This is a genomic window from Sodalis sp. RH22, from assembly GCF_047324165.1.
Lineage (GTDB): Bacteria > Pseudomonadota > Gammaproteobacteria > Enterobacterales > Enterobacteriaceae > Acerihabitans.
In genome coordinates, this window is record NZ_CP178731.1 from 4,691,255 (window position 1) to 4,715,337 (window position 24,083).

Below are 24,083 nucleotides of genomic sequence, written 5' to 3' on the forward strand. Positions count from 1 at the left end.
GAGGTTGCAATGAAGCCGTTAATTGCGATGGAACATGTCAGCAAAACGTTTTATGGGGTGAAGGCGCTCAATGATATTGCACTGACGTTACTGCCGGGCGAGGTGCATTGCCTGGCCGGGCAGAATGGCTGCGGCAAGTCTACGCTGATTAAGATTATTTCCGGCGTTTATCAACCGGATGCCGGGGCGAAAATCACCCTCGACGATCGCGAGTTCTCCCATTTGACGCCGGGGGAATCCGTTAAACGCGGCATCCAGGTGATCTACCAGGATCTGTCCTTGTTTCCCAACCTGAGCGTGGCGGAAAATATCGCCATCAATCTTTATCATCACCATCTCTGGGTGAATAAGCGCCATCTTTACCAACTGGCGCAGCGCACCCTGGACGATATCGGCATCCAGCTTAACCTGGACGCGCCCCTGGAAACGCTGTCGATAGCGCAGCGGCAACTGGTGGCGATTTGCCGGGCGCTGGCGCAGGATGCCCGGCTGATTATCATGGACGAGCCTACCGCCTCTCTTACCATGACGGAAGTCAAAGGCCTGCTGCGGCTGGTGCATCAGCTGAAGGCGCGGGGGATCTGCGTGGTGTTTGTGAGCCATAGGCTGGATGAGGTTATGGAGGTATCCGACCGCATTACCGTGTTGCAGGACGGTGAGTACATCGGCACCTTCCCCGCCGCCGAAATGGGCAGTAAACAGCTGGCGTTCCTGATGACCGGGCTGGCGTTCGATTATCGAGTACTGACCCCTTATGCGGGCGGCAAGCCGGTGGTGCTGGAGGTGGAGCGGTTAAGCCGCCGCGGGCAATACCACGATATTTCGCTGCAGGTGCGCCAAGGTGAAATCGTCGCCATCACCGGGCTTTTGGGCGCAGGGCGCACGGAACTTTGCCTGAGCCTGTTCGGCCTGAACCGCCCGGACAGCGGCAGCATTAAAATCGACGGGCGGCCGGTCGCGTTCAACAGCAATCGCGATGCGATTGCCGCAGGCGTAGGGTATGTGTCAGAAGACCGCCTGGGCACCGGGCTGGTCATGGAGCAATCCATTGAGGACAATATCATCTCAACGGTACTGGCGCAGGTGAAAGACCGCTGGCACCTTATCGATAAGCAAAAAGCGCAGGCCCTGGTCGATGAGATGATCGGCCGGCTGACCATCAAGTCGGATAATACCTCGCTGCCGGTCAATACCCTTTCCGGCGGCAATGCCCAGCGGGTGGCGATCGCAAAATGGCTGGCAACCCGTCCGCGTCTGCTCATCCTGGATTCGCCCACGGTCGGCGTCGATATTGCCAATAAGGCGGGGATTTACCAGATTATTAACGCGCTGGCCGCCCAGGGCATCGCGGTTTTGATGATTTGTGATGAAATTGAAGAGGCGTATTTTAACAGCCATCGGATTCTGGTGATGAAAGCGGGCACCCTGGTGGCTGAATTCCTTACGTCCCAAACCACCGAAGCGGCGCTGGCGGAGGTGGTCAATGGTTAACAAAGCCGCATTGCACCGGCATGAAGTATTGCTGATCGCGACCATCCTGATCATGGGGATCGTGTTCAGCCTGAACAGTAGCGATTTCCTCACCTTCGGCAATCTTTACGATCTTATCAACAATTACGCCATGCTGCTGATCCTGGCCTGCGGGCTGTTTATCGTCCTGATCTCGGGCGGCATCGATATTTCTTTTCCCGCGATGACCATCATCGCGCAATATATCATGGTCACCGCGCTGCTGAGATACGGGGGTAATTTCCTGGTGGCGTTCCTCATCGCCGGCGGCGTCGGTACCGTGCTGGGCCTGATCAACGCTGTACTGGTCAACCGGTTGAAAGTGCCTTCCATTATTGTCACTATTTCTACGCTGAATATATTTTATGGCTTACTGCTCTATTTTTCCAAAGGCGTGTGGCTGTACAAATATCCCGACTGGTTCGAAGGCGGCCTGACATTATTTACTTTTACCGCCGCCGACGGCTATGACTATGGCCTGAACCTGCCCATTATGACCCTGCTGGCGGTATTGATCATCACCGGCCTGTTGATGAAACGCAGCAGTATCGGGCGTAAAATCTATGCCATGGGCGGTAATCGCGAGGCGGCTTCCCGGCTGGGCTTCGGTATTTTCAAGCTACAGCTGTTTGTCTATGGTTTCATGGGGCTGTTGTCGGGCGTGGCCGGGGTGGTGCAATCCTATACCGTGATGACGGTGGCGCCGGACTCGCTGCTGGGATATGAACTGACCGTGCTGGCGGCGGTGGTGCTGGGTGGAACCAGTATCATCGGCGGGCGCGGCACGCTGCTGGGAACGGTGTTGGGCGTGGTACTGCTGGCCATGCTGCAGAACGGCTTGAATTTAATCGGTGTGTCTTCCTATTGGCAGATGGTGATTACCGGCCTGGTCATTGTGGTCAGTATCAGCTCCACCGCCTGGAGTCAGCGCAGTAAATCGGAGATCCTGTCATGAGCGGCGCCAAAGTAAAAGATCATGTGGAGCTGTACCTGATGGTGCTGCTGGTGGTGGTGGTGGTGACCTTCAGCGTGCAGATTCCGGGCGTATTTTGGTCGGCGTCGAATTTCCAGTCCATCGGATCACAATTGCCGGTATTAGGCGTGCTGGCGTTCGCCATGGCGGTGACCATGCTGACCGGCGGCATCAACCTGTCGATTATCGCCACCACCAACTGCTGCGCCCTGGTCATGGCCTGGGTTGCCACCCATTTTGCCCCGTCGATAGGCAGCGCCCTGCTGATGCTGCTGGCCGGTATCGCTATGGCCGGTCTCATCGGCCTGCTGAACGGGGTCCTGATCGCCGTCATCCGCGTCTCTCCCATATTGGCCACCCTGGGCATGATGACCCTGCTGAAGGGGGTGACCATCCTGATATCCAAGGGGACGGCTATCTCCAATTTTCCCGCCTATGTGCTGTGGCTGAACAACCATAACTGGCTGGGCATCCCGGTACCCTTGTACCTCTTTGCCCTGGTGGCGCTTATCATGTGGATCGTGCTGGAACGGTCGCCGCTGGGCCGCCGTATTTATCTTATCGGCTCCAATCAGCGGGCGGCCCATTATGCCGGCATTAATACGCCGCGCACGCTGATGGCGGTTTATGTCATCTCCTCGCTGTTGTGCGTGGTCGCGGCGCTGCTGATGATGTCCAAGCTGAATTCCGCCAAGGCCGCCTACGGCGAGTCCTACCTGCTGACGAGTATCCTGGCGGCGGTACTGGGGGGGATTAATCCCGATGGCGGTTTCGGCAAGATTGTCGGTATGGTGCTGGCGCTGATCCTGCTGCAGATGCTGGAAAGCGGCCTGAATATCATGGGAATAAGCAGTTATATCACGATGGCGCTATGGGGCGGCCTGTTATTGGCGTTTCTCTTCCTGAAGGGCATACGGCTACCTTTTCCCAGCCGTTAACCGGGACGATTAAAACGCCGCGCGGCGGACGAACCGTGCGGCGTTCCCGGCAACTTGCGTTCCCGTCCGCGTTGCCCAGAAAAATGTTATGCATGTTATCCTCCCCGCCGGTGAAAGAATCTTTTCATATAAATGCAAATAAAATAGTTATTTATTGATTTTAATCACTGCCCACAGGAACGCAGGATTTTATCGGTCAAAATAACCATTTTTATGAGTATATAAATGTAAATCTAATAAATAATTAGCCAAGCAATTGATTGCTGTTTCTTTAACTGATTGAGTAACATAGAGATGTTATTATACAATGGCTGGCTATTAGTAGAAGCGTTAAGATTGACTGGCAGTTAACATAATATGTCTTTAAAAAAGGCTCAATTGGAGTATTTTATATTTTCCTGCTGTTTATCACTCAATAATAAAAAACGAGCCTGATAATAAATTATTTACCTTGCTCAACGATAATAATTACCGGTATTATCAATTTATGAGTTCCTAATATCATTAGCATTTGTATTATTATCAATTAAAATAACTATCTTGATATTTTAATGAAAATATTTGTCGGTGAACAGCGATGATCGCCACTTTCATTGCGCGTTCGAAATTTGTAATTAAAACGACGAAATTATTAGTTACCTAAGGAGAAAATATGATGGAAATTGAGCGACACGCTATAGAATTTGCGGGGGACAAACTGGCCATACGGATACATCGTGCAGGCGGTAGCACCACATCGCCGCTGCCGGCGGTATTGATGTGCCACGGATTCTTTTGCATCCAGGACATATTATTATCGGGCTTTGTTAAGCATTTTACCGCGGCCGGCTACTGCGTTGTTACCTTTGATTACCGTGGCTTCGGCGACAGTGAAGGCGACGCCGGCAGGGTAGTGCCGGAACGGCAGATTGAAGACATCATGGCGGTATTGGACTGGTGCCAAGCCCAACCCGGGATAGATGCCCGGCGTATCGCCCTGTGGGGCACGTCGCTTGGCGGCTGTCACGTTATCGAGGTGGCCGCCCGCCGCCCGGAAATAAAATGCGTTCTCAGCCAACTGGCTTTCGCCGACGGCGAGCAATTGGTGACCGGCGATATGGGGGGAGAGGAAAAGGCCCGCTTTATGGATACCCTGAAAAGGATGGCGAGTAAGCAGCAGCAGAGCGGCAGTGAACTGTTGGTGCCCATTATCAAGGTCATGACCGATGAGGAGTCGCGCGTGTTCTTTGAAAAGAAAAAAAAGGAATTCCCGGTCCTGGGGAATAAAGTCCCTTATCTGGCGGTATGGGAAACCATTCTTTATCATCCGGCGCAAGCTGCGGCGCGGGTGACTCAGCCGACGTTTATGGTGTTTGCTGAAAATGATAAAGTCATCGCGCTGGAATACGGCCTGGCTTTATACCAGGCCATTAGCGCGGATAAACGCTGTCATATCCAGCCCAAGGCGCGTCATTACCAGGTTTTTGCCGGCGAGCATCTTAATCGCGTCGCAGGACAGCAACTGGACTGGCTACGTAAACACATGTGAAGGGCGCAGACATGGGCCGCAGCGGCATTGCCCGGCCCGGTTATGTTCGGGGCTATGCCATAAGCGCCGGTATCCATGCTATCGGTGCGGCCGTGGTCGCCGTCGTCCGCCAGACATGCAACACGGCGCGCAGACGCCGGCTCAGTAAATGCTTTTTAATAGCGACACTTCCAACGGCGTGACGATAAGATCGGTCAGCCCGTCCACCATGGTTTTGAGATGCGCGGATTTGCTGTGTTTTTGCACAATTTCCTCACTTGCCCACTGCTCGACAAAAATAAAATGATCGGGCCGGACAATATCCTGATGCAACTGGTACTTCAGACAGCCTTCTTCCCGGCGGGTGGCTTCGATACAGGGTTTTATCACCGCTTTGATAGCTTCCGCCTTGCCCGGTTTACCTTCGACAACCGCCACGATATGAACCTCTGCAGACATAACATTCTCCAAATAACTGATATGAATTATTAACAATATGGGAATAGCCTGCTTTAATCATAACGATACTAATGATAAAAAGCACAATTAAAGGAATTCGATATGGCGGGAACCAGCCTGTTGGCGCTGCTTGATGATATAGCCTCGATACTGGATGACGTGGCGGCGATGAGTAAGGTGGCGGCGCGTAAAACCGCCAGCGTGCTCAGCGACGACCTGGCGCTGAACGCGCAGCAGGTATCCGGCGTGAGGGCCGACCGTGAGCTGCCGGTGGTATGGAAAGTCGCTAAGGGTTCACTGATCAACAAGGCGATACTGGTGCCGCTGGCGCTGGTTATCAGCGCATTTATTCCCTGGGCCATTACGCCGTTGCTGATGCTGGGCGGCTCCTATCTGTGCTACGAAGGCGTTGAAAAACTGATCGAAAGCTGGCATCGCCGTCAGCAGAAAAAAAACCATGCTGAGCCGGTCCCGTCCGCGCCGATGGCGGTGCTCAATGCCGATGCGCCGCCGATCGTCCCGGCCACCGCCGCGCAGGCCGCGCCGGCGGGTGTGGCGCAGGGCGCTTCGGTGGCCCCGGACGAGACCCGCCAGACGGATGCGCCGGCGTCAGGATCCGGCGTCACCCCGGAAGATGTGCTGGCGCTGGAAAATAAAAAGGTTAAAGGCGCGGTGCGTACCGATTTTATCCTCTCGGCGGAGATTATCGTGATTTCATTGGGCACCGTGGCCAGCGCGCCCTTGATGAACCAGGTGGCGGTGATGGTGCTGATCGCCATCGCCATGACCCTGGGCGTCTACGGCATCGTGGCGGCCATCGTCAAAATGGATGATGTGGGACTTTACCTGAGCGAATTGCCCGGCCAGGGCGGCTCGCGCAAGCTGTTGCGCGCCATGGGGCGCGGGGTGGTCAATGCCGCGCCGCTGCTGATGAAATCCCTGTCGGTTATCGGCACCATCGCCATGTTCCTGGTGGGCGGCAGCATTCTGGCGCACGGCTTGCCCTGGACCCATGGCCTGATTGACCGCATGCAAGAAGGGCACGGCGGTTTCGTTGGCACCCTGATGACCAGCGCCACCGATATGCTGCTGGGACTGGTGGCCGGCGGGATTATCGTGGCGCTGGTGACGGCGGGTATGAAAATTGCCGGAAAAAGCCATGCATAATCGCCCGGCGTATGACTGCTGGCTGACCATACAGGTTGATTATTGCTGGTCGGGCAGTTTGTCGCCGGATTCCGGCGCGTTGGCCGGATCATCCTTACTTTTTTGATCAGCCGGCTTGGCCGGCGCCACGGGTTGCGGCGCCTGCGCTGTCAGCAGTCCATCGGGCTTGCCAGGGTATCGGGTCTGGTTGCTGAACATTGTTTTTCTCCCGTGAATATTTTTTGCAGCGACATGCAAACATGCAAAATGTTGCGGTTAATGTTTACCTTGCCGCCGGCGGCTGGACCGGTCGGACACCACGGATTGCGAATATAGAATGAGTGTCCGCATTAAGTATAGACAGAAATACAAATGATAGGGTGTTGATTCCATCATGATAAGCGGCTGGCATACAAGACAATAGGGAGAATAATCTTTATAGGCCTTATAAGTCTCTTATTTTTAGGTGCAAAAAGAGAATTGCGGCTTCGGTTGTTCCCAGCAAGTATCCCACGATTTTTAAATTATATGCAATAACGGGTTAAATAATGTGGCTTTAAATAATGTTTTTAATAAAAAACCTTAAATAATAGATAGTTAAGAAATTAATGCACCTGCTTACGCTGATTCCTTGGGCGGAGTTTGTATCAATCTGTAAATGACGCTTGCCAGTATGAGTATGTCGGCTAGTATTAAATATACCTATGACATGATATGAGTTGCCTATCTGTTATTGGGTGGAAAGCAATTAAGTGGAGTAAAAATGCGGTAAACCGGATTAAATTATCGCAGTTTATTTTTATGCCGCTTTGAAAAGATACAGAATAATTGAAATTCACTTTATTTCAACCGGAGGTTTAAGATGGCTGAACAACATCGTGGTGGATCGGGCAATTTCGCGGAAGATCGCGCAAAGGCATCCAGCGCCGGCAAGAAAGGCGGCCAGGCGAGCGGCGGCAACTTCAAAAACGACCCCCAGCGCGCATCCGAAGCCGGTGAAAAAGGCGGGCGCAACAGCCATGGCGGCGGCAGAAAACCGTCGAAATAATAGGTTCTATGCTTGTTTCGTCGCTACATAATTATAATCTGTAAGTTAGGTGGCTATGCCTGTTCACAACAGAGTAATTATGTAATAGAAACAGGTAAAGGCGGTCGGACTAAACCAAGATCCGGGCGCGTTAATTCAAATACTATGCCATGACATAAACGATAAGCCCGACGCTCTGGTCGGGCTTATCGTGGTTTGGGCGCTTCCTGCGCCAGATGTCGGGTCGGAGACAATACAAAAATACCGCGTGCGCCGTCACCGGGTTTTGACGATACTGTTTGGATTGCCGGACCAGTGGGTCATTACCAGAGGACAAGAGACACGCTATGAGTGACGTCACCCTTTATCACAACCCCACCTGCGGTACCTCCCGCAATACGCTGGCGTTGCTGCGCGAACGGGGCATTGAGCCCAAGGTTATCGAATATCTGAAAACGCCGCCCAATCATCAGCAGTTGCAGACGTTGATCAGGGATATGGGCCTGCCGGTCCGCGCGTTGATTCGCACCAAAAACGATCCTTACCAGCAACTGGGCCTGGCGGAAGATCGCTGGACCGACGAACAGCTTATCGATTTTATGGTGCAATACCCGGTGTTGATCAATCGCCCTATCGTCGTCACACCCCTGGGCACCCGGTTATGCCGACCTAAAGAGGCGGTATTCGAGATCCTGCCGCCGGTTTGACCTTAGCGCGCCCCGAATTCCGCCACCACGCAGTCGATAAAACTGCGTAGTTTCGGCGTCAGCTGCCGTTGGGCGGCGAACAGGATATGCAGCGGCCGGGACGGCGCTTCATAGTCCGGCAATACCCGCATCAACTGGCCGGATGCCAGATAGGGCCGCAGTATCACTTCCGGGCCGAGGAGAATCCCGCCGTCGTGAAGCGCGGAGGTTAACAGCGCCGAGCTGTCGTTAATCTGTAACCGGCTTTGCACCCGAACCCGTTGTTCCTCGCCGCCGCGGGTAAAGCGCCATTCACTGAGCGGCGGACGCGACCAGAAGCTATAGCCCAGGCATTCATGGCGTTCAAGATCGCTTAATTGGCGCGGTAACCCGCAACGGGCCAGATATCCCGGCGATGCGCAGGCAATCATCCTGTAGGGTGCGAGTTCCCGGGCGGCAAGACTTGAGTCTTTCAGCGCGCCCAGGCGAATGACCGCCTCAAAACCCTCATCCACCACATCCACAAAGCGGTCGGTCAAGGTTAAATCCACCTTCACCGCCGGAAAGGCCAGCAGATAACGGTTAATCATCGGCGTCAGGGCGTAGGCGCCAAACGTCACTGGCGCGTTGACGCGCAGCAGGCCGCGCGGCGCGGCGCTGAGTTCAAGGGCTACGGACTCGGCCGCCTGCGCTTCGGACAGCACTATCTTGCAGCGCTGGTAAAACACCACGCCGATTTCGGTCAGGCTCTGCCGGCGGGTGGTGCGGTTTAGCAGGCGCGCCCCCAGCCGATCCTCCAGAAATACCACATGCTTGCCCACCATTTGCGCTGAAATATTCAGCGCCTCGGCGGCGGCGGCAAAAGACCCCCGGTCGGCGACCTTAACAAATACCGCCATGCTGGTCAGTCGGTCCATTACGGCGCTCCTGCCGGATAATTCACAACTGTAGGTTGCGGGATATGTTCTGATATGCCTGTTTATCGCAAAACGGTTGGTAATGTAAAGTCGGTCCTCGGTATTTTTTTTCTTCCAACTGGAGTTCTGACTTATGAAAATAGGCATTATCGGCGCGGGTTTTATCGGCCGCGCCATCGCCCAACTGGCGATGAAGCAAGGGCATGAGGTGATGGTCAGCAATTCACGCGGCCCGCAAACCCTGATGAGCCTGGTGGCGTCAATAGGCTGTTTGACCGGCACCGCGGCACAGGCCGCCGCCTTCGGCGAACTGGTGGTAGTCGCCATTCCCCTGAGAAATTACCTGCAAGTACCGGTTGCGCCCCTGGTCGGTAAAGTGGTGCTGGACGCCAATAATTATTATCCCGAACGCGACGGGCAGATGCCTGAGCTGGAGAATCAATCCATCACCACCAGCGAGCTGCTGGCCCGTCATCTTGTCGGGGCGAAGATCGTCAAGGCGTTCAATTCCATCCGGGTTAACGATCTGGAACGCGACGGTATGCCCGCGGGCGCGCCGGGACGGCGCGCGCTGCCCATCAGCGGCGACGACGCGCAGGCAAAGCAGCAGGCCGCCGCGCTTATCGATCAATTCGGCTTTGATGTCGTGGATGCCGGGTCTCTGGCCGAGGGGTGGCGTTTCCAGCGGGGCAGGCCGATGTATTGCGAACGTTTCGATGCCGCCGGGCTGCAAAAAGCGCTGCGCGAAAACGATGAGGAGCATGTTATATCACGCAAAATGCGGTAATCTCCTTGCCCTCGATAATATTCATTGTTAAATCCGCGCGCGGAAATGAGCCAACGGATTCAGAGGGATGATAGTGGAACCAAAGCAGGAGTTGCAGCGCGGCCTCAAAGCCCGGCACATCGAACTGATTGCCCTGGGCGGCACCATCGGCGTCGGTTTATTTATGGGCGCGGCCAGCACGCTGCAATGGGCCGGGCCGTCGGTGCTGCTGGCCTATATTATCGCCGGGTTATTTGTCTTTTTTATTATGCGCTCGATGGGGGAGATGCTTTATCTGGAACCCATCGCCGGCTCCTTCGCGGTCTATGCCCATCGCTATATGAGTCCGTTTTTCGGCTACCTTACCGCCTGGAGCTATTGGTTTATGTGGATGGCGGTGGGGGTGTCGGAAATCACCGCCATCGGCGTGTATGTCCAGTACTGGTTTCCCGACCTGCCGCAATGGCTGCCGGCATTGGCCGCCGTCGCCCTGGTGGCGCTCGCTAACCTGGCCGCGGTCAGGCTGTATGGCGAAATCGAGTTTTGGTTCGCCATGATCAAAATCACCACTATCGTGGTGATGATCGCGGTGGGACTGGGTATTATCTTTTTCGGCATCGGCAACCACGGCCATGCGGTGGGGCTTGGCAATCTTACCGCCCACGGTGGTTTTTTCGCCGGCGGCTGGAAGGGCCTGCTGTTTGCGCTTTGTATTGTGGTGGCGTCTTATCAGGGCGTGGAGCTGGTCGGCATCACCGCCGGCGAGGCCCGTAATCCCCAGGTGACCCTGCGGCGCGCGGTGAGCAAGATCCTCTGGCGCATTCTGATTTTTTACGTCGGGGCAATATTTGTTATCGTAACGATTTACCCTTGGAATCAAATCGACGGCGGCGGTAGCCCGTTTGTGCTGACCTTCGCCAAAATCGGCATTACCGCGGCGGCGGGCATTATCAATTTTGTTATCCTCACCGCGGCGCTGTCCGGCTGCAATAGCGGCATGTACAGCTGCGGCCGCATGCTCTTCGCCCTGGCGCAAAACCACCAGCTGCCGGCGGCGGTAGGGCGGGTCTCGCGCAACGGCATCCCGGCGGTGGGGGTGATGCTGTCCATCGTGGTGCTGCTGTTGGGCTCGTGCCTGAATTATATTATTCCCAATCCGCAGCGGGTATTCGTTTATGTCTACAGCGCCAGCGTTCTGCCTGGCATGGTGCCCTGGTTTGTGGTGCTGATAAGCCAGCTGCGCTTTCGCCGGGCCCACCGGGAGGCCATGGCGTCGCATCCGTTCCGCTCGGTATGGTTTCCCTGGTCCAACTACCTGACCATGGCCTTTTTAGTCTGCGTGCTGGCGGGTATGGCCTTTAGCCCGGACACCCGGCTGTCGCTGGTGGTAGGTTCGGCCTTTTTAGTCCTGGTTGCCGTAATTTACCGCGTGCTGGGATTTAATCGCGCGGCGCAGGCGGGGACGCCGAACGCCGGGTGATTGATTAAAATCTGAACGGCGTCACATTATTAACATCTGCCTCCGGGCGGCACTTGTTAAAATAACGCGCCGGCGGCATTATCAATCACTGTTGTCGGCGGCACCGCCGCCGTCCAGGTAAAACCTAAACTCCTTGTTTCTCTCGCTGTATCAGCGGTGGCAAACAAGCGGTTTAGGTTTTTTTTCGCCCCCAGCCGGCAAAACGCCCCGCCGTGTCTGCCCGCCGGCAAGATACTCTGTTGTTTTTCAGCGTCGGATAACGGTTTTACCGCACAAACAGCGGCGGATTCGGTTTGCAGCGGATTTTATCGTGGCAACGCCGTTTTTGCGCCGTGGTTTATGCCGTTATTTTACTAATATGCCGGGTTTTAACCTGGTTAATTGTTAATATTTTATTAAATATCACCATGGTGAAGCAATAAAGCAGCGTTAACGCCTGAATTTGGTGCAAAAAAGCACGGCGACTGCGGCTTTATCGGTCGAGATGGCGGAAGATAATTTTATTTAATTGATCTATAACGCTATTTAGGATTGGCGTCTATTTGGCATAACCTGTGCTAGGTAGTGGTATCGCGCCAACCCCCTGGCCGCCTCTGTCCGTGGAGCAACGGGTCCGCAGCATCGGTGGGGCGCACCCTTTACCCTAACTGTTTAATGAGGCGTTGCTGATGGAAATTCAAAAACCTTATCTGCTGTTCCTGGCGGACGCGCACGATCGGCTGGCGGCGAAAGTCGCCACCGGCATTCGCCACTGGCATCCGGAATACTGCGTCGGCCAATTGCGCATGGACGGTTGCCAGGTGGATTGCGGCCTGCCCGATCTGGACATTGCCGCCGCCCGGGCCATGGGCGCCAAAACGCTGGTGATAGGCGTGGCCAATCGCGGCGGGGTGATTGCCGGGCATTGGGTCGAGGTGCTGCGCGACGCGCTGGAAAACGGCATGGACCTGGCCGCCGGGCTGCATAATCGCCTGTCGGACGTTCCGGTACTGCAAGCCACGGCGCAAAGGCTTGGCCGCTCGCTGTTCGATGTGCGCCACACCCGCGCCGCTTTGCCGGTGGGCAACGGGCGCAAGCGCGCGGGTAAACGGTTGCTGCCGGTGGGCACCGACTGTTCCTGCGGTAAAATGTATACCGCGTTGGCCATTGAGAAGGCCATGCTGGAACAGGGCAGAAAAGCCACGTTTCGCGCCACCGGCCAGACCGGCATCCTGGTCAGCGGCGCGGGAATCAGTATCGACGCGGTGGTGGCGGACTTTATCGCCGGCGCGGTGGAAACCCTGGCGCCGGACAACGAGCCGAATCATTGGGATATCATCGAAGGGCAGGGGTCGCTGTTCCATCCGTCGTTTGCCGGGGTCACCCTCGGGCTTATCCACGGCGCGCAGCCTGATGCGCTGGTTTTGTGTCATGAGCCGACGCGTACCACTATGCGCGGCGTCGATTATCCGCTGCCCGACCTGGCCGATTGTATGGCGCTGAACCTGCGGGCGGCGCGGCTGACCAACCCGCAGGCGCGATTTGTCGGCATCTCCGTTAACAGCGCCCTGCTGCCGGAGGCGGACGCGTTGGCCTATATGGCGGAGTTGGAAACATGCTACGGTTTGCCGGTGGTGGATCCGTTCCGCCAGGGCGTCGCGCGCATTATTGAGCAACTTTAACCACGGCGGAAGAATCCATGAGCAGAATTGTCTATCTTAACGGCGACTATGTGCCGGAGCAGGACGCCAGGATCTCCATCTTCGACCGGGGCTTCCTGTTCTCCGACGCCGTCTATGAAGTCACCGCGGTATTAAACGGTAAGCTGTTGGAAAACGAGGGCCATATCGCCCGTCTGGTGCGCTCCTGCCGGGAGCTTAAACTCTCCCTGCCCGTTACGCCCGCTGAACTGGACGCCATACAGCGGGAGCTGATCGCCCGCAATCAACTGCGGGAAGGCGCGGTCTATCTGCAACTGAGTCGCGGCACTACCGGCGATCGGGAATTTGATTTTCCGCCGGCCGGCACTCCGCCTACGCTTACGCTGTTTACCCAGGCGCGGCCGGTTATCAATAATGCCAAGGCTATCAACGGCATCCGGGTGGTGACGCTGGAGGATATCCGCTGGCACCGCCGCGACATCAAAACGGTGGGACTGCTGGCGCCTTGCCTGGCCAAGGAGTATGCCCATGCCCAGGGCGCGGACGATGCCTTCCTGGTGGAGAACGGGCTGATAACCGAAGGAAGCGCCTGTAACGCGTGGATTGTCACGTCTGCCGGCACCCTGGTGACCCGGCCGCTCAGCAACGATATTTTGCACGGCATAACCCGCCGTTCGCTACTGATGCTGGCCGAAACCCATGCTATCCCGTTTGAGGAACGGGCATTTAGCGTTGAGGAGGCTTATGCCGCGCGGGAGGCGTTTATCAGCTCCGCCACCACCTTTATCTGGCCGGTTATCGGCATCGACGGCAGGACGGTGGGGGACGGCGTTCCCGGTCCGGTAACCCGGGCGCTGCGGGCGATATATGTGGATATGGCGCTGCGGGCCACCGCCTGATAATAACGCCCCGGGCCGGCAATGCCGCGGTTTCGCCGGCCGGGGGCGGTGTATCCGCCCTTATTTTGGTATTCCGGTCCTTTATTTTCAGGCCCGTTCTTTATTGCTGATGATTTTTATGGCAATAAAACCGGCGCGGGCGGTTAATTTTTTCTTATCAGTAAATATTAGTCAGCGAAAGTGTTGAGGCGCCGCTTTTTATTATCTCAAGGTTCAGAAATACGTTGGTGTTTACCAACTATTTTTTAACGCTAAATCGCCAGGCGGCATGTGCCGCGGCGCGCCGATAATTAATGTGATACATGTCCTATTTGTTATTAAAATTAGACTTTAACGTTAAAAGATAGTCTTTAATAGACGGTATCACCGAAATGGTGCAACCGCGGCGCCGGCGCCGTTTTCCGGCGGCACAAGCGCACTGAAAGGGGGCGGCGCGGCGCCCGCCCTGATGATAGCTCCCCGGAGCGAAACGGTCTGTGCCTCTAATGTGCCGGAAATTTGCCATTATGGCCGGATAATTGCTTATTTTGTTGGGGTAAATACCCGTCGTCTTCATGGGTTGTACGTTTAAGCTTCAGGATTTATGGTCCACGCCTCGGGCGTTTTGCTGAAACTGTATAAAGGAACCAGATGATGTCAATGAAATTGATAAGAACCCCGCTTTCCGCCCTGCTTATCGGTTGCCTGGGCGCGGCTTTCTCCGCCCATGCCGATGTGGTTATCGGCGTTGCCGGGCCGTTTTCCGGACCCAATGCCACCTATGGCGATCAATACTGGCGCGGCGCTTCCCAGGCGGCCGAGGATATTAACGCCGCGGGCGGCATCAAGGGGGAAAAAATTAAGCTGGTGCAAGGAGATGACGCCTGTGAACCCAAACAGGCGGTGGCGGTGGCCAACCGGCTGGTGGATCAGGAACACGTGAAGGCGGTGATTGGCCACTTCTGCTCCTCATCCACCATGCCGGCGTCGGAAGTCTATGACGAGGCGGGTATTATCGCCATCACTCCCGGCTCCACCAATCCGCAGATTACCGAGCGTGGCCAGACCGCCATGTTCCGTATGTGCGGGCGGGACGACCAGCAGGGACTGATTGCCAGCAACTACATTATCGATAAGCTGAAGGCGAAAAAAGTGGCCATCATCCACGATAAGGACACCTACGGCCAGGGCCTGGCGGATGCCACCAAGGCGGAGCTGAACAAACGCGGCGTGAAGGAGGTGATGTATGAAGGCTTGTCGCGCGGTGAAAAAGATTTCAACGCGCTGGTGACGAAAATCCGCGCGCTGGATCCGGACGTGGTCTATTTCGGCGGCTGCCATCCCGAGGCGGGTCCCCTGGTGCGCCAGATGCGTGAGCAGGGCGTCACCGCTAAATTCTTTTCCGGCGACTGCGTGGTCACCAGTGAACTGGTCACCGCCGCCGGCGGCCCGCAGTATACCAACGGTGTTTTAATGACCTTCGGCAAAGATCCCCGCGTCATTCCCGACGGCAAGGCGGTGATTGAGAAGTTCCGCGCCGGCAAGTTTGAGCCTGAAGGGTACACTCTCTATTCCTATGCGTCGGTACAGGCTATTGCCGCGGCGTTTAACGCCGTCGGCGGCAGCGATTCCGCTAAGGCCAGCGCGTGGCTGAAAGCCAACAGCGTGGATACGGTGATGGGCAAAAAGGCCTGGGACAGCAAAGGCGATCTGAAGGTATCCGATTACGTGGTTTATCAATGGGACGACCAGGGTAAATATCACGAAATCCCCTAAAGCCACCATGGGCTAAAGGTAATGCGCCAGGCGGACCCTGGGCCAGGCGCCGGGGTTGTCCGTGGGCGTCGCCGCTGACGGGCCGGCCCCGACGCCATGTTTCACCGGGGGAAAATACCCCGCGCGCCGTGCGGTGGTCGCTTTTCTGGCCGCCGGGCGATCTGTAAGCAAGACGAGACGGTGTAACTATGGATTCTTCCTTCCTGCAGCAAATGTTTAACGGCCTGACACTGGGCGCCGTCTACGGTTTGATCGCCATCGGCTATACCATGGTGTACGGTATTATCGGCATGATCAACTTCGCCCACGGCGAAGTCTATATGATTTCCGCCTATCTGTGCGCCATCGCGCTGGCGCTGCTGTCGTTTTTCGGCCTGCATTCGTTTCCACTGCTCATCCTCGGCACCCTGGTGTTTACCATCGCGGTTACGGGCGTCTACGGCTGGGTTATCGAGCGCATTGCCTACCGGCCCCTGCGCAACTCTACCCGGCTGGCGCCCCTGATCTCCGCCATCGGCATGTCGCTTATCTTGCAAAACTATGCGCAAATCAGCCAGGGGCCACGTCAACAGGGTATTCCCACTATGCTGGACGGGGTGCTCAGGTTCCACATCGGCGACAGCTTTGTCCAGCTCACTTATACCAAGATCTTTATCCTGGTGGCGTCGCTGCTGGGGATGCTGGCGCTAACCTATATTATCGGCCACACCAGGCTGGGGCGCATGTGCCGCGCCACCCAGCAGGATCGCAAGATGGCCTCGATCCTCGGCATCAATACCGACCGGGTTATTTCCTGGGTATTTGTTATCGGTGCCGCCATGGCGGGGCTGGCGGGGGTATTGATTACCATGAACTACGGCACCTTTGATTTTTATGCCGGTTTTATCATCGGCATTAAGGCATTCACCGCCGCGGTGCTGGGCGGTATCGGCTCGCTGCCTGGAGCCATGCTGGGCGGCCTGATCCTGGGCGTCGCCGAGGCGCAGTTTTCGGGCATGGTCAATTCCGATTACAAAGATGTATTTTCATTTTCCTTACTGGTGGTCATTCTTATTTTTCGCCCGCAGGGTCTGCTGGGCCGGCCACTGGTGGCTAAGGTATAAAGGGAGAGATAATGTCGCAACCCACAGCGCCGCAATCCGCCGGGACGCCTCCTCCAGTGGCTCAATCACCGGACAAGCCAACCTCCGCGCCGCGTTCCCCGGGATCGCCTCCGCCCGCAGGGCTGGATATCCGGCAATGCCTGCTTGATGCCGTCCTGGCCGGTTTTATTGCCCTGATTGTTTTTGGCCCGGTGGTGGGCGTGGTGCTGGACGGCTACAGCTTCAATTTCCACGCTCCGCGCCTGGCCTGGATTATCCTGGCGGTGATGGCGGGGCGTTTTGCCCTCAGCCTGTTTCTGCAAACCGGGCCGGGACAACGTTTCCAACTGCGTTTTAACGGCGACAGCGGCGGCGTCTACGTCCGTCCCGCCGACTACAAAAGCCGCCTGCGCTGGATTATCCCGTTGATCCTGGTACTCGCGGCGCTGTTTCCCTTCGTCGCGACCAAATACCTGCTGACCGTGGCAATTCTCGGCCTGATTTATGTGCTGCTGGGACTGGGGCTGAATATCGTGGTCGGCCTGGCCGGACTGCTCGATCTGGGGTACGTGGCGTTTTATGCTATCGGCGCCTACGGACTGGCGCTGGGGTATGAATATCTCGGCCTGGGATTTTGGTCCATGCTACCGCTGGCGGCAATCATGGCGGCCGTAGCCGGCGCGTTATTGGGTTTCCCGGTGTTGCGCATGCATGGCGATTACCTGGCGATAGTGACCCTGGGTTTTGGCGAGATCATCCGGCTGATTTTAAACAATTGGCTGGCTTTTACCGGCGGCCCCAATGGCGTCTCGGTGCCGTCGCCGACCTTTTTCGGCCTGGAATTCGGTCGCCGCGCCAGGGAGGGCGGGGTACCCATTCATGAGTTCCTCAATATTCCCTATAATCCCAACCTGAAGTTTATTTTCATCTACGGCGTGCTGATCCTGGTGGTGCTGCTGGTGTTGTATATCAAGCACCGCCTGACGCGCATGCCTATCGGCCGCGCCTGGGAGGCGCTGCGCGAGGATGAAATCGCCTGCCGCGCCATGGGACTGAACCACGTACTGGTTAAACTGTCGGCCTTTACGCTCGGCGCATCCACCGCCGGCATTGCCGGGGTGTTTTTCGCCACTTACCAGGGTTTCGTCAATCCCACGTCGTTTACCTTTTTTGAATCGGCGCTGATCCTGGCCATTGTGGTGCTGGGCGGCATGGGTTCGACCATCGGCGTGGTGATTGCCGCTTTTGTGCTAACCGTGGCCCCCGAACTGCTGCGCAGTTTTGCCGAATACCGGGTGCTGCTGTTCGGCATCCTGATGGTGGTGATGATGATCTGGCGGCCGCGCGGCCTTATCCGTATCAGCCGCGCCGGTTTCGCCGCCCGTAAGGGGGTGGCGCCATGAGCGACACTATCCTGAGCGTCGAGCACCTGATGATGCATTTCGGCGGCATTAAGGCCCTGAACGACGTCAATCTCGAGGTGCGCAGGGGTTCCATAACGGCGCTTATCGGCCCCAACGGCGCCGGTAAAACCACGGTATTTAACTGCCTGACCGGCTTTTACCAGGCCACAGGCGGCAATATTATGCTCAACACCCGCGGGCGGCCCACCAATATTATCCAGATCCTCGGGCAAAAATTTCGCGCCGCCGATTTTATCCATCCGGCCCGGCTGGGCCGGCGCGTTTTTTATAAAATGTTCGGCGGCACCCATCTGGTCAATCGCGCCGGGCTGGCGCGCACGTTCCAGAATATCCGCCTGTTCCGCGAGATGTCGGTGGTGGAGAACCTGCTGGTGGCGCAGCATATGCAGGCCAACCGCAACCTGATTGCCGGGATATGCAATACGCCGGCCTATAAACGCGCCGAAAACCGCGCCCTGGATCGTGCGTTTTACTGGCTGGAAGTGGTAGAACTGGTTGATTGCGCCAACCGACTGGCGGGTGAAATGTCCTACGGCCAGCAGCGGCGGCTGGAGATCGCCCGCGCCATGTGCACCAACCCGGAAGTGATTTGCCTGGACGAGCCTGCGGCGGGACTTAATCCGGTGGAAACCCGTACCTTAAGTAAAATTATCCGCCTGCTGCGCGACCGCCATGGCATCACGGTGTTGCTGATCGAGCATGATATGGGCATGGTGATGGACATCTCGGATCATATTATCGTGCTCGATCATGGCGATGTCATCGCCACCGGTACGCCGCAAGCCATCCAGAATAACGACAGCGTGATTGCCGCCTACCTCGGCACCGACGAGGAGGAATTGGCCTTATGACCGACATTCTACTGGAATTTCGCGATGTAGACGTATTTTACGGTCCGATCCAGGCCCTGCGGCAGGTTTCCATCCAGGTGCATGAAGGGGAAACGGTGGCGCTGATCGGCGCCAACGGCGCGGGCAAATCCACGCTGCTGATGTCCATCTTCGGCCAGCCGCGCATCAGCGCGGGGCAGATCCTATTGCGCGGAGAGGATATCAGTCGCAAGTCGACTCATTTCATCGCCGCCAACGGCATTGCCCAGTCGCCGGAAGGGCGGCGGGTATTCCCGGATATGACGGTGGAGGAAAACCTGCTGATGGGCACTATTCCCATCGGCAATCGCCATCAGGCCGAAGATTTGCTCCGGATGTTCGACCTTTTTCCGCGCCTGCGTGAGCGCCGCAACCAGCGCGCCATGACGCTTTCCGGCGGCGAGCAGCAGATGCTGGCCATTGCGCGCGCGCTGATGAGCCGGCCTAAGCTGCTGCTGCTTGACGAGCCGAGTCTTGGACTGGCGCCGATCATCGTCAAGCACATTTTCCAGATTCTCCGCGAGCTGGCCCGCACCGGCATGACCATCTTTCTGGTGGAGCAAAATGCTCACCACGCGCTGAAGTTATCGGACCGGGGCTATGTCATGGTCAACGGCCAGATCCGGCTTAGCGGCAGCGGGGCCGAACTCCTGGGCAACCAAGAGGTACGCAAGGCCTATTTAGGCGGTATATAGCCCGGCAATACCGCAATATCGTTCCATGGCCGGAATGACCGCGCTAAACAGCCATTCCGCCGGCGCGCGACTATCAGCAGGCTATCTTATTGGGAACAGGTGCTATGCGTGGCGCGATATATTGTTCAACCCAATTGCTGTCATCTTTAAAATAATAAATATGACGCTGGATTAATAGTTCTTTATTCCTGAACTTAAAGGGCAGTAATTTTATTTTATACTGCCGTTCTTCAATGATATTTTTTACCGATGCGGGGAAAAAACCAATGGCATCGCTCTTTTCAATCGTCGACAGCTGTCCCTGAAACGTGGGGACATGAAGCCGTTTCAACATTAAGTTATTAAATTGCAAATGAGCATCTATCTCCTCATTGATCTTTCCAGGAAGTTGCGCCTCGTATTGCACCAGGACTTTATCATACAAGAGTTGATTTATGGGCACATTGCGGATATTCACATCGCTGCCGACTGCCAGCATGAGGGCATCCTCCGCTAAAAGCTGATGTATGACCCCTGGCGGGCAGCGTAGCGGTTTATCCGAGAAAAAAATCTTGCACAATCCCTCCTTGAGCACGTCTTCCATACTCGTGCTATCTGGAGCATAGTATTCTAGGGTAATCTCGTTTTTGAAGGGCGAGTCAGAAAGCAAAGGAGATAAATAGGAATAGTCATGATGATCGATTCCCAGTTTATACTGGGTGGCGATATGATTTTTATTGGTGTTTTTTTTCAAAATTTTGCTTTCCAGTTCACACACTTCCTGATAGAGCGGTAGCAGCGTTGCGTACAGTTCGCTACCGTAACTGGTGAGTTTTAAGCCATTGCTGGTGCGGGAAAACAGTTTATGGCCAAGGCTTAACTCGAACATTTTAATTGTCCGGCAAAGCGGGGATGGCGTGATGCAGAGAATCATCGACGCCAACCGAATAGACTGCTGTTGTGCGGTCACGATGAAATACCGTAATGTTTTAGATATTAAGATCATATTAGGCCCCCGGTGGCTTTTGCTTATCTTGACTAGATTTATAAGAAAATATTTTTAAAAATAGAATAATTATTAAAATTATTTTGTTTTTTTTCAAATAACATTGCCAGGCTATTTTATTATTAATATTATTGATATTAAGGGTGTCAGCAGCAACCGAAAAATCATTGCTGAATTTACTGAGAACTATAATAAACAGCGCTAGGCTTATTTAGAATATTTTTTAAGAAATGCCGCTCTTAACTCGAAAAAAAATGAGATGTTCAGTAATGTCTTAAAACCATCATTATGGATGGTTTTATTTGTTCAACTGATTTATTCAAAAAACAGTTAACCAGCAACGCAACATCAATCGCTGGAGTTGCTTCGCTGTTATCAGTGGTGTGAATAGACGTTACGACTTTAGTATAGTATTTGACAAGTCCTTCATTGAAATCCTTTAGAACAATTGGCGAATAATGTTAACCAGCTCACGCTTGTTAACTCTATGTATCGAAAATGGCCATGGCATGCAAAAGGCAATGCTAATTATCAGCATATATTCCCCAGCGAATATATTAGCCATCAATATCAGATTATGCCTGCTGACACGTTAAGAAAATGATGTGAACGCATTCAGCCGTTTTTAAAATTGATCAATTTCAATTGCTTACGATTTCCAGCGCCGCCAGGTACGGGGGCGACGGGGCGGGCGATGATTTAAAATAGGATGATGATTAAGGCAAAACCGGTCCGTATCGCCATTTTGGTCATTGGATTACTCTAAAAGTTGAGGTAAACCGCAGGATGATGGTATAAGCCGGCGGTAGATCGTAAAGGTTAACCTCTGTTCCCGGCTTGCCGGTCTCTTGCTCTGATGGCATTGCCAGAAACAATTTAATATACATTTCCTGCCGGGAGCGAGTGGTAAAACACAAAAGATAACTTATAATTTTTCCTAATATAATAATGTCAGTTAATTCAACGTCTTTATTAAGGAAACGCACCATGGATGCCAGATCCAAAAAGCAACTTGAAGAGTTACGCGCCAGCAGCAGAAGCGAGCATGCCACGCTGCTGATGCCGTCATCTGATTCCGTTGCGCCCCGGACCCTGGGCCAACGTTTAGCCGACAGGATCACGGCCATTATCGGCACCTGGACCTTTATCATTACCCAAACCATTATTATCATCGGCTGGACCGGATATAACCTGGCCGTCGGTAAAAGCGGATTCGATCCTTATCCCTTTATTTTACTGAATCTTTTCTTATCATTTCAAGCCGCCTATACCGCACCGGCCATTATGATGAGCCAGAAGCGGGAAGGGGAAGTGGACCGCTACCGCGCGGAAATCGCGTCCAACGTGAATGTGAAATCCGATCTGGAAATGTATGCGCTGCACGATAAAATTGATTATCTGGAAGGCGACATCGTCACGTCAATAAAAGAACAGCTGGCGCAGATCACCCGGCAGCTTGAAGAGATCAAGCAAAAACAAGGCTGACCCAACCGGCCGGCAACATCGCTATTGAGGCGGCGCCCGCCGCCTGCCGCTAGTTTTCCACCCGTCCGCCCTGGACATTATCATTGCCGGCGGCCCCCGCGCGCGCAAACCGTTGTATCCCGGCGTTGACTTCGCGCAGGATTTCCCGGGAAAACGCCTCGTCGTTGACCGCGCGCGCCAGGATAATGCCCCCCACCATCGACGCATGCAGACGAATGGCGTCGCCCCGGGCGTGTTTATTACTGCGCCAGGGGAAATAACGGGTCAGCCGTTCAACCGTGGCGGCCACCAGCCGGGTCAGGGACGGCCTGACGGTCTCTTCCCGGGCGATTTCGGTTGCCAGCGCCGACACCAGGCAACCGAGGGCCGGGTTATCGCGATGCTGAACGCTCAGGTAATGATCAACGTAGTCCAGCAGCCCTGCCGGCGTGGCGGCGGCCTCATCTATACCGGCAAGCGTCGTCTGCGCCCGATACTCGAAGCTCTCCTGCATTAATGCTTCCTTGGACGCAAAATGATTATAGAAGGGACCGTGCGTCAGGCCGGTGGCCTTCATAATCTCGGCGACGCTCACGCCCGAGAAACCGCGTTCACAAAACAGCCGTGCCGCTTCCTGGAGAATACGTTGATGTTTTTCTGCCGTTTCGGCCGCGGGATATCTCATCTTCCATCCTATTGTCGTCGGTTTGCCGCCATGGCTTGACAAGTATACATGATAGCGGTCATGCTTGTCGCCATCAAGCATGACGATCATCATGTTACTTGCCACCAAACATGATGGCTGTCATGTTTGGTGGCAAAACCCTTCTGCGGCCTGGCCGCAGGGCAACCGACCTTATTAGGAGAAGATGATGAAACCAACAGATACTCACCCTGTCAGCGATGCCAGTGGCACCGCGGTTATCACCGGCGCGTCGTCGGGTATCGGCGCAGTGTATGCCCGCCGGCTGGCGGAGCGCGGTTATGATCTATTGCTGGTGGCGCGCCGCGGCGATCGCCTGTCGGCGCTGGCGGAGGAGTTGCGCTCCCGTTACGGCCATGAAGCGCGTACCCTGGTGGCGGATCTGGCCGTGGCGGCCGATCTGGACCGGGTGGCCGCTATCCTGGCCGCCGATGCGTCCATCACCCTGCTGGTCAATAACGCCGGCACCTCGCTGATGGTGGCGGCCGAGCAGACCCCCGCGCCGGCGGTGGCGGCGCTGCTGAATTTAAATGTTACCGCGCTGACCCGGCTTAGCCTGGCGGTCCTGCCGGGATTCAGAGCGCGAAACCGCGGTACGCTTATCAATATCGGCTCGGTGCTGGGATTCAGTTCCATCGTCGGCAGCGCCGTCTACAGCGGCACCAAGTCCTTTGTGCTCGGCTTCACCCAGGCGCTCCAACTGGAATTCGCCGATACCAATGTCAGGATTCAGTTAGTGGCTCCGGCCACCACCGCCACGGAAATTTGGGATATTTCCGGCGTGCCCCTCTCCACGCTGGACCCCGACACAATAATGCAGGCCGGGCAGTGCGTGGACGCCGCGCTGGCGGGTCTGGATATGGGCGAGGCCATAACCCTGCCTTCACTGGAAGAGGCCGGGCTGCTGGCGGATTACACTCAGGCGCGCCTTAAACTGTTCAGTAAGGTTAACCGGGGACGCCCGGCCACGCGCTATCATGTGACGATGACCGCGGCGCAATAACCTCCCGGAGGGGGAATGCCGCGCGGGCCTACGCGGATGATAATAAGCCGCGCCCCCTCCTTATAGTATGCCGGAGACCGATGCGGGGAATATCAACGGAGACCTCTGAATTCTGTAAGAATAGAGCCGGACAGGTAACGTCATTACATTAATAAT

23 protein-coding genes are annotated in these 24,083 nt (G+C 55.4%); 18 read left to right on the top strand and 5 right to left on the bottom strand.

Annotation, left to right across the window (positions count from 1 at the left end):
- Nucleotides 1-9: 9 nt before the first annotated feature.
- The 4 genes from ACL2XN_RS21330 (at nt 10) to ACL2XN_RS21345 (ending at nt 4,948) form a co-directional block, all read left to right on the top strand.
- Complete coding sequence (locus ACL2XN_RS21330; protein WP_410013462.1) at nt 10-1,491, top strand: sugar ABC transporter ATP-binding protein; 1,482 nt, start codon at nt 10-12, stop codon at nt 1,489-1,491.
- Nucleotides 1,484-2,464 carry an ABC transporter permease gene (locus ACL2XN_RS21335; RefSeq protein WP_410013463.1) on the top strand — a complete coding sequence of 327 codons (981 nt, stop codon included), beginning with the start codon at nt 1,484-1,486 and terminating at the stop codon, nt 2,462-2,464. Before ACL2XN_RS21330 ends, ACL2XN_RS21335 begins: the two co-directional genes overlap by 8 nt.
- On the top strand, nt 2,461-3,420 hold the full coding sequence (locus ACL2XN_RS21340; protein ID WP_410013464.1) for an ABC transporter permease: 960 nt from the start codon (nt 2,461-2,463) through the stop codon (nt 3,418-3,420). Before ACL2XN_RS21335 ends, ACL2XN_RS21340 begins: the two co-directional genes overlap by 4 nt.
- Nucleotides 3,421-4,072: 652 nt before the next feature.
- Nucleotides 4,073-4,948: an alpha/beta hydrolase gene (locus tag ACL2XN_RS21345; RefSeq protein ID WP_413727647.1), complete on the top strand. Its 876-nt coding sequence runs from the start codon at nt 4,073-4,075 to the stop codon at nt 4,946-4,948.
- Nucleotides 4,949-5,089: 141 nt separating this feature from the next.
- Here the strand turns inward: ACL2XN_RS21345 and ACL2XN_RS21350 are convergent, their stop codons facing one another.
- Nucleotides 5,090-5,386, bottom strand: a complete 297-nt coding sequence (locus tag ACL2XN_RS21350) for a putative quinol monooxygenase (RefSeq protein WP_410013466.1) — start codon at nt 5,384-5,386, stop codon at nt 5,090-5,092.
- Nucleotides 5,387-5,488: 102 nt separating this feature from the next.
- Between ACL2XN_RS21350 and ACL2XN_RS21355 the strand changes: the two genes are divergently transcribed.
- Nucleotides 5,489-6,553, top strand: a complete 1,065-nt coding sequence (locus ACL2XN_RS21355) for a DUF808 domain-containing protein (RefSeq protein ID WP_413727648.1) — start codon at nt 5,489-5,491, stop codon at nt 6,551-6,553.
- 39 nt (nt 6,554-6,592) lie between these two features.
- Here ACL2XN_RS21355 and ACL2XN_RS21360 read toward each other — a convergent pair whose 3' ends face one another.
- Nucleotides 6,593-6,751, bottom strand: a complete 159-nt coding sequence (locus tag ACL2XN_RS21360) for a hypothetical protein (RefSeq protein ID WP_410013468.1) — start codon at nt 6,749-6,751, stop codon at nt 6,593-6,595.
- 643 nt (nt 6,752-7,394) lie between these two features.
- On the opposite strand from ACL2XN_RS21360, the gene ACL2XN_RS21365 reads away from it, so the two are divergent.
- Nucleotides 7,395-7,580, top strand: coding sequence for a general stress protein (locus ACL2XN_RS21365; protein ID WP_410013469.1), 186 nt, complete (start codon nt 7,395-7,397; stop codon nt 7,578-7,580).
- Between the two features lie 326 nt (nt 7,581-7,906).
- Entirely contained in the window at nt 7,907-8,266 is a 360-nt protein-coding gene (gene arsC, locus ACL2XN_RS21370; RefSeq protein WP_410013470.1) for an arsenate reductase (glutaredoxin), read from the top strand.
- Between the two features lie 2 nt (nt 8,267-8,268).
- On the opposite strand, the gene ACL2XN_RS21375 is transcribed toward arsC, so the two are convergent.
- Nucleotides 8,269-9,162 (bottom strand): LysR family transcriptional regulator, encoded by an 894-nt coding sequence (locus ACL2XN_RS21375; protein WP_413729403.1) that lies wholly within the window; start codon nt 9,160-9,162, stop codon nt 8,269-8,271.
- 133 nt (nt 9,163-9,295) lie between these two features.
- On the opposite strand from ACL2XN_RS21375, the gene ACL2XN_RS21380 reads away from it, so the two are divergent.
- From ACL2XN_RS21380 to ACL2XN_RS21420, 9 genes are all read left to right on the top strand, one after another.
- Entirely contained in the window at nt 9,296-9,949 is a 654-nt protein-coding gene (locus ACL2XN_RS21380) for an NADPH-dependent F420 reductase (protein WP_413729404.1), read from the top strand.
- Nucleotides 9,950-10,019: 70 nt separating this feature from the next.
- Nucleotides 10,020-11,408: a bifunctional threonine/serine APC transporter ThrP gene (gene thrP, locus ACL2XN_RS21385; protein WP_413731011.1), complete on the top strand. Its 1,389-nt coding sequence runs from the start codon at nt 10,020-10,022 to the stop codon at nt 11,406-11,408.
- A gap of 668 nt (nt 11,409-12,076) precedes the next feature.
- Nucleotides 12,077-13,069, top strand: a complete 993-nt coding sequence (gene dgcN, locus ACL2XN_RS21390) for an N-acetyltransferase DgcN (protein ID WP_413729406.1) — start codon at nt 12,077-12,079, stop codon at nt 13,067-13,069.
- A gap of 17 nt (nt 13,070-13,086) precedes the next feature.
- Nucleotides 13,087-13,947: a D-amino-acid transaminase gene (locus ACL2XN_RS21395; protein ID WP_413729407.1), complete on the top strand. Its 861-nt coding sequence runs from the start codon at nt 13,087-13,089 to the stop codon at nt 13,945-13,947.
- A gap of 633 nt (nt 13,948-14,580) precedes the next feature.
- On the top strand, nt 14,581-15,702 hold the full coding sequence (locus tag ACL2XN_RS21400; protein WP_410016730.1) for a branched-chain amino acid ABC transporter substrate-binding protein: 1,122 nt from the start codon (nt 14,581-14,583) through the stop codon (nt 15,700-15,702).
- A 188-nt stretch (nt 15,703-15,890) separates the two neighbouring features.
- On the top strand, nt 15,891-16,805 hold the full coding sequence (locus tag ACL2XN_RS21405) for an ABC transporter permease subunit (RefSeq protein ID WP_410013475.1): 915 nt from the start codon (nt 15,891-15,893) through the stop codon (nt 16,803-16,805).
- 11 nt (nt 16,806-16,816) lie between these two features.
- Entirely contained in the window at nt 16,817-18,187 is a 1,371-nt protein-coding gene (gene livM / locus ACL2XN_RS21410; protein WP_413721478.1) for a high-affinity branched-chain amino acid ABC transporter permease LivM, read from the top strand.
- Nucleotides 18,184-19,059, top strand: coding sequence for an ABC transporter ATP-binding protein (locus ACL2XN_RS21415; protein ID WP_410013477.1), 876 nt, complete (start codon nt 18,184-18,186; stop codon nt 19,057-19,059). Before livM ends, ACL2XN_RS21415 begins: the two co-directional genes overlap by 4 nt.
- Nucleotides 19,056-19,772, top strand: coding sequence for an ABC transporter ATP-binding protein (locus ACL2XN_RS21420; protein WP_410013478.1), 717 nt, complete (start codon nt 19,056-19,058; stop codon nt 19,770-19,772). Before ACL2XN_RS21415 ends, ACL2XN_RS21420 begins: the two co-directional genes overlap by 4 nt.
- Before the next feature lie 73 nt (nt 19,773-19,845).
- Here ACL2XN_RS21420 and ACL2XN_RS21425 read toward each other — a convergent pair whose 3' ends face one another.
- A complete protein-coding gene (locus ACL2XN_RS21425; RefSeq protein ID WP_413729408.1) occupies nt 19,846-20,721 on the bottom strand; it encodes a LysR family transcriptional regulator in 876 nt (291 codons plus the stop codon).
- A gap of 1,023 nt (nt 20,722-21,744) precedes the next feature.
- Here ACL2XN_RS21425 and ACL2XN_RS21430 point away from each other — a divergent pair.
- Nucleotides 21,745-22,242, top strand: coding sequence for a DUF1003 domain-containing protein (locus ACL2XN_RS21430; protein ID WP_410013480.1), 498 nt, complete (start codon nt 21,745-21,747; stop codon nt 22,240-22,242).
- Between the two features lie 49 nt (nt 22,243-22,291).
- Here ACL2XN_RS21430 and ACL2XN_RS21435 read toward each other — a convergent pair whose 3' ends face one another.
- On the bottom strand, nt 22,292-22,906 hold the full coding sequence (locus tag ACL2XN_RS21435) for a TetR/AcrR family transcriptional regulator (RefSeq protein ID WP_413729409.1): 615 nt from the start codon (nt 22,904-22,906) through the stop codon (nt 22,292-22,294).
- Nucleotides 22,907-23,090: 184 nt separating this feature from the next.
- Here ACL2XN_RS21435 and ACL2XN_RS21440 point away from each other — a divergent pair, with 184 nt between their 5' ends.
- Nucleotides 23,091-23,927 carry an SDR family NAD(P)-dependent oxidoreductase gene (locus tag ACL2XN_RS21440; protein WP_410013482.1) on the top strand — a complete coding sequence of 279 codons (837 nt, stop codon included), beginning with the start codon at nt 23,091-23,093 and terminating at the stop codon, nt 23,925-23,927.
- Nucleotides 23,928-24,083 lie beyond the last annotated feature (156 nt).

Bases quoted from the DNA above. Each gene is read 5' to 3' on its own strand.
- ACL2XN_RS21330 (WP_410013462.1), top strand. From the start codon at position 10: ATGAAGCCGTTAATTGCGATGGAACATGTCAGCAAAACGTTTTATGGG.
- ACL2XN_RS21440 (WP_410013482.1), top strand. From the start codon at position 23,091: ATGATGAAACCAACAGATACTCACCCTGTCAGCGATGCCAGTGGCACC.
- ACL2XN_RS21380 (WP_413729404.1), top strand. From the start codon at position 9,296: ATGAAAATAGGCATTATCGGCGCGGGTTTTATCGGCCGCGCCATCGCC.
- ACL2XN_RS21400 (WP_410016730.1), top strand. From the start codon at position 14,581: ATGTCAATGAAATTGATAAGAACCCCGCTTTCCGCCCTGCTTATCGGT.
- ACL2XN_RS21415 (WP_410013477.1), top strand. From the start codon at position 18,184: ATGAGCGACACTATCCTGAGCGTCGAGCACCTGATGATGCATTTCGGC.
- ACL2XN_RS21365 (WP_410013469.1), top strand. From the start codon at position 7,395: ATGGCTGAACAACATCGTGGTGGATCGGGCAATTTCGCGGAAGATCGC.
- ACL2XN_RS21335 (WP_410013463.1), top strand. From the start codon at position 1,484: ATGGTTAACAAAGCCGCATTGCACCGGCATGAAGTATTGCTGATCGCG.
- ACL2XN_RS21350 (WP_410013466.1), bottom strand. From the start codon at position 5,386: ATGTCTGCAGAGGTTCATATCGTGGCGGTTGTCGAAGGTAAACCGGGC.
- livM (WP_413721478.1), top strand. From the start codon at position 16,817: ATGTCGCAACCCACAGCGCCGCAATCCGCCGGGACGCCTCCTCCAGTG.
- ACL2XN_RS21435 (WP_413729409.1), bottom strand. From the start codon at position 22,906: ATGAGATATCCCGCGGCCGAAACGGCAGAAAAACATCAACGTATTCTC.
- ACL2XN_RS21355 (WP_413727648.1), top strand. From the start codon at position 5,489: ATGGCGGGAACCAGCCTGTTGGCGCTGCTTGATGATATAGCCTCGATA.
- ACL2XN_RS21340 (WP_410013464.1), top strand. From the start codon at position 2,461: ATGAGCGGCGCCAAAGTAAAAGATCATGTGGAGCTGTACCTGATGGTG.
- ACL2XN_RS21420 (WP_410013478.1), top strand. From the start codon at position 19,056: ATGACCGACATTCTACTGGAATTTCGCGATGTAGACGTATTTTACGGT.
- arsC (WP_410013470.1), top strand. From the start codon at position 7,907: ATGAGTGACGTCACCCTTTATCACAACCCCACCTGCGGTACCTCCCGC.
- dgcN (WP_413729406.1), top strand. From the start codon at position 12,077: ATGGAAATTCAAAAACCTTATCTGCTGTTCCTGGCGGACGCGCACGAT.
- ACL2XN_RS21360 (WP_410013468.1), bottom strand. From the start codon at position 6,751: ATGTTCAGCAACCAGACCCGATACCCTGGCAAGCCCGATGGACTGCTG.
- ACL2XN_RS21405 (WP_410013475.1), top strand. From the start codon at position 15,891: ATGGATTCTTCCTTCCTGCAGCAAATGTTTAACGGCCTGACACTGGGC.
- ACL2XN_RS21375 (WP_413729403.1), bottom strand. From the start codon at position 9,162: ATGGACCGACTGACCAGCATGGCGGTATTTGTTAAGGTCGCCGACCGG.
- ACL2XN_RS21430 (WP_410013480.1), top strand. From the start codon at position 21,745: ATGGATGCCAGATCCAAAAAGCAACTTGAAGAGTTACGCGCCAGCAGC.
- ACL2XN_RS21395 (WP_413729407.1), top strand. From the start codon at position 13,087: ATGAGCAGAATTGTCTATCTTAACGGCGACTATGTGCCGGAGCAGGAC.
- ACL2XN_RS21345 (WP_413727647.1), top strand. From the start codon at position 4,073: ATGATGGAAATTGAGCGACACGCTATAGAATTTGCGGGGGACAAACTG.